Below are 4374 nucleotides of genomic sequence, written 5' to 3'. Positions count from 1 at the left end.
CACTGCCTGAGGCGCTGGGTGCTGGAAGGAAAAGACCTGGCGGCATATCTGCCCGTGCTCAAAACATACCTGGGTCACCATTCCTTCAGCGATACATCTCAGTACTTGAGGCTCACCGCCGAACTTTATCCGGATATCACGGCCAGAGTGGAACATGCCTTTGGCCACGTCATACCAGTAATCGGGGGCGATAGCCTTGAAACCGACTGACTTTGCCAAGGCATTGTCCCGGTATCTCACTTCTTATCTTCCAGGGCAGCGCAATGTCAGCCCCAATACGATCCGATCATACCGGGACACTTTCAAGCTGTTCCTTTCATACTGCAAACATGCTCGCAATCTGATTATTGAAGATTTCTCTCTCTGGTTTTGGCATAATAGAAGTGCATAAAATGGCAGCCAAAAGTGCACAACGGAGAAAATGAAGAAGGACATTGCCATCACGCTCAGGAATAAACCCTTCTGACTTCGCCAAAAGCAGGAGGGGAAAAAGAGGTGTTGGCAATGCCCGAACAAGAGTATATCAGGCTCCTTTACGAAAAGAAAGATTACAGTATTCGCGAGATTAGCAAGCAAATGGGCATTAACTGGCGTACAGCAGCCAAGTATGCCCAAAGGGAAGATTGGAACCAGGCTTCTAGCCCCAAGCACCGCCGGCAGCCGGTAATGGAACCCTATAGGGAGATAGTTGATACCTGGCTTATGGAGGATATGCTTAAAAATCGCAAAGACCGCCAAACCGCAGCCGTGATTTACCGGCGGCTTTGCCAGGAATATGGCTTTACGGGTAAGGACCGGACGGTCCGCCAGTATGTTGCCAACCGCAAGAAAGAACTACGGGCCGAGAGGGAAGAAAAATATTTGCGGCTCGAACACCGGCCCGGCCAGGCCCAGGCAGACTTTGGGACGACACGAGTCATCTGGGATAAAGAGATCCGGGAGATCAAGTACCTGGCCTTCTCTTTTCCCTACAGCAATGCCGGTTTTTGTGTCCCAGTGCCCGGGGAGAATATTGAGTGTTTCCTCCATGCCCTGCTCCAGGTTTTTAGCTGGATAGGCGGTGTCCCCCCGCATATCTTGTTTGACAACCTGTCGGCGGCGGTGGCGAGTATAGGCAAGGGCCACGAAAGGGAACTCACGGAAACCTTCCGCCGCTTCATGCTGCACTACCGGTTTGAGGCGGAATTCTGTAATGCCGGCAAGGGCAACGAGAAAGGGAACGTCGAGAACAAGGTGGGCTACACCCACCGCAACTGGTTATTGCCCTACCCGGAGGTCACCAGTTATGAGCAACTGACCGAGGAGCTTTACCGTCGGGCCATGGCGGATATGCAGCGCCCCCATTACGAAAAGGGTCTGTCCATCGCCGCTTTATGGGAGAGGGACCGGAAAGCCTTGCTGCCCCTGCCTACCGTACCCTTTGAGCCGGTGCAGCTTAAAACCGCCCGGGTTAACAAATATGGCCAGTTCCACTTGGGCGATGAAGTCTACGCCCTGCCCAGCGCCCGGGTGGGAGAAACGGTCCTCATAAAGCTCTGGTGGGACCGGGCAGAGATATTTAACCGGCATAACGAACGCCTGGCCGTGCTTCCCCGTCATTACACCCTGAAGACCCAGCCTATTGACTGGCAGGGGTACTTCGCTATCTTCGTCCGTAAGCCCCGGGGTGCCCGGCACGCCACCATGTACCGCTTTTTACCCCCGGAAGTCAAAGGCTACCTGGAAGCAGAGCCCCAGGGATACAAAAACCGGCTCCAGTTCGTTCACAGCCTCCTAAAGGAAGGCTTCGGCATGGACCTCATTGCCAGGGCCCTCAAGGAAGCCTTGCCCGGGAACGGGGACGACGCCGGGCTCATCCGCCACCGGCTTTACCGTCTGGCCCACCCGGAAGCCGACCTCCCGGCCTTAAACGAGACCTATACCCCGGCAACCGTCCGCTGCTATGACCCGGCAATCAACGCCTATGACCAGCTCTTACCTCATACCTTCGGGCGGGGAGGTGAAGTCAATGGTGCCAGCGTCCTTACAGGAGCAATGTAAAGCCCTGAAACTGGCCCATATCCCCACCCTGTACCTGGAACTGGAGTACCACGACCGGGAACAATACCTGACGGCTCTTTTTCGCGCCGAACTCGAAGCCCGGCAGGCCAGCAAGATCCGCCGCCTTATTCGCCGGGCAGGATTTCCGGCCCATAAGACGCTGGAGGACTTTGACTGGACACCCGTTACCCTTCCGTCGTCGACCACTATTACCGCCCTCAGTACCCTGGCCTTCCTTGAGCGTCATGAGAACGTCCTGGCCATGGGGGCAGTAGGTACCGGGAAAACCCACCTGGCCACCGCCTTAGGGTTAAGGGCCTGCCTGGAAGGAAAAACGGTCCGCTTCTACCGTTGCCTTGACCTGGTGAACACCTTGCTTGACAGCCACCGCCAGGGCGGGCTGGGACGGTTGATGGCTGACCTGGAAAAGGTCGACCTGCTCATTATCGATGAATTTGGTTTTGTGCCCCTGCACCGGGACGGGGCGGAGCTATTGTTTAACGTGGTGGCCAGGGCGTACGAAAGGCAGAGCGTTGTCGTCACTTCCAACCTTCAATTTGGCCAGTGGAATACCATCCTGGGGGACAACCGTCTGACGGCAGCGCTAATTGATCGCCTGGTCCACCATGCTCACATCCTGGCCTTTGAGGGAGAAAGCTTTCGCCTCAGGCACGCCCTTTCAGCTATGAACACCGACCAATCCATTGGTGCGCAAGTAGAGAATGGGGTGAGGGGGTCGAGAGTGGATTAAAATTACGTGAGCTTTCAGGAACAAGAATGTTTTAATGGTTAGTGCCTTGGCCGGCCAGGGCATCGTCGTCCGGGAAGTCGTGTATATTGCCGATCTCGGCGAGGATACCGGCGGTGAAAACAAGGCCGAAACCCGGGATGGTGGAAAGGGGGCAATTAAGGCGGGCCATCTCGACCGACAAAGAAGGTGGGCAACTTCAATAGCACCTCCTTTCGCTTAAGGAGTAAAGGCTGGGATAGAAAGCTTTGGGGTTCCCACACGCCCTGGCGACAGCGTCAGCGTTGCGGCATTAGCACCGTCCCAATCCCAGGCGATGCACAAGCCGACTGCTGCGAACCGGGCTTGAAAGATTAGGTGTGCAGCATGGGAGCAAGACCCTTCGCAGCGGTGGGAGCGCGATCTCAGGCCAGCATCGTCTTATCATGCACGCAGGCAAAGCGCTGCCCCAAAACGGCCTTGCGGTATTTCGCGTGGGAACCGGCAAAATCCTGCCAAAGCCTGTGGATATGCCGCCCCTGTGGACTCTGTGGGCAACCGGGGTCCAGCGGAAGCTTAATCTTAAGCCGTGGGGTTGCCCACAGGGGTCCACAGGGGCTTGGACAGCGCCGGGCCAATCCCGAAGCACCTGGCGCAAAAAGCATGCAACCGGGTCAAACCCTCGCCGGCGGGCGTACCCGGAGGGGCGCTGCCCACATATCCACAGGCTCGACGGCGCGTGACGGTGACGATAAAAACAGCGACCCGCCCAATATCAATTAGCACCAGCTTTTCAAAGACCTAATTACTGGGGGGTGAAGCCTTCTAAACAAATGCTTACCTTCCCCCACCCCTAGGGGGGGTAACCCCGGCGTGGTGGTAATGCCTTCTGCACTTTTTCAATGCCAAACTATGCATTTTTTACTTGCCAAAACCAGGGGAGCCCCTAGGAGATGAATCGTGTCTGGCTTAAGGCTGTTTAAGGCGGTGTCTGTAAACGCGCTAAGGTCGTTCCGAAGGGAGTCCAGGTTTTTTACGCCGCACCCAGGGCAAACCGTATTTTTGAGGCTTGGAAAAATTCGCCGAGAGTAGTAATCACATTTGTTATGTGGCTGCCCTTCCTCGTAGCTTTTGCGTACTGTGCGCATAATCCAGTTGTTCCTGTCTTTGCGTTCATGCGTCTTAAAGTCACCGCATTGGTTAGTTATCTTGGGCTCAATAAGCCAAATTAGTTTCTCTGCCTCTTCTTGGCTCATCCTTAAGGCACAGAATGCCCTGGCAACGGCATTTACAGCAACGCTCCTGTTGTGGCTGATACATCCCTCCTGTACCACTTTAGCCACTAGGGGGCAGTATCGCTGCAAATTGGGCAAGTATTTTTCTAGCAGTTCTTGACCTGTGGTATTAATGGGCTCTGTAGTCTTGTTTAAATCTGGGTAGGGTATCACTGTTACAGGTCTCTTGGACTGTCTCTTTTCTTCTTTGGCTGTTTCCTTCTTGGCAATCGAATAAAGCTTCTGGAGCCCAGGCTGGGCATGTGTCTTTTTGAAAGGAGGAAAGGGCCTAGGCTCTTGGGCTATCTCTAAAATCTCCTCTATGGAAAGGGA

The 4374-nt window shown here is 54.9% G+C and carries 6 protein-coding genes and 1 pseudogene; 4 read left to right on the top strand and 3 right to left on the bottom strand.

Annotated features, from left to right (window positions below):
- The 4 genes from NUV48_15315 to istB form a co-directional block, all read left to right on the top strand.
- Nucleotides 1-210 (top strand): integrase (locus NUV48_15315; protein ID MCR4443501.1); only part of this gene is annotated, 210 nt, incomplete at its 5' end.
- A gap of 13 nt (nucleotides 211-223) precedes the next feature.
- Complete coding sequence (locus tag NUV48_15310; GenBank protein ID MCR4443500.1) at nucleotides 224-391, top strand: site-specific integrase; 168 nt, start codon at nucleotides 224-226, stop codon at nucleotides 389-391.
- A gap of 113 nt (nucleotides 392-504) precedes the next feature.
- Nucleotides 505-2040: an IS21 family transposase gene (gene istA, locus NUV48_15305; GenBank protein MCR4443499.1), complete on the top strand. Its 1536-nt coding sequence runs from the start codon at nucleotides 505-507 to the stop codon at nucleotides 2038-2040.
- A complete protein-coding gene (istB, locus tag NUV48_15300; GenBank protein ID MCR4443498.1) occupies nucleotides 2009-2791 on the top strand; it encodes an IS21-like element helper ATPase IstB in 783 nt (260 codons plus the stop codon). Before istA ends, istB begins: the two co-directional genes overlap by 32 nt.
- Before the next feature lie 52 nt (nucleotides 2792-2843).
- Here istB and NUV48_15295 read toward each other — a convergent pair.
- The 3 genes and pseudogenes from NUV48_15295 to NUV48_15285 form a co-directional block, all read right to left on the bottom strand.
- Nucleotides 2844-2939: pseudogene (locus NUV48_15295) on the bottom strand (IS110 family transposase).
- Nucleotides 2940-3349: 410 nt separating this feature from the next.
- Nucleotides 3350-3553, bottom strand: a complete 204-nt coding sequence (locus NUV48_15290) for a hypothetical protein (GenBank protein ID MCR4443497.1) — start codon at nucleotides 3551-3553, stop codon at nucleotides 3350-3352.
- 113 nt (nucleotides 3554-3666) lie between these two features.
- Nucleotides 3667-4374, bottom strand: a 708-nt coding sequence (locus NUV48_15285; GenBank protein ID MCR4443496.1) for a hypothetical protein, incomplete at its 5' end; no start/stop codon positions are given.

The sequence above is a fragment of the Peptococcaceae bacterium genome (assembly GCA_024655825.1).
GTDB lineage: Bacteria > Bacillota > Peptococcia > DRI-13 > PHAD01 > JANLFJ01.
The sequence above is the reverse complement of the archived record's forward strand: the minus strand, read 5'-3'. Positions and strand labels throughout refer to the sequence as shown.

Excerpts from the sequence above, each read along its gene's own strand:
- istA (MCR4443499.1), top strand. The coding sequence starts at position 505 with ATGCCCGAACAAGAGTATATCAGGCTCCTTTACGAAAAGAAAGATTAC.
- istB (MCR4443498.1), top strand. The coding sequence starts at position 2,009 with ATGGTGCCAGCGTCCTTACAGGAGCAATGTAAAGCCCTGAAACTGGCC.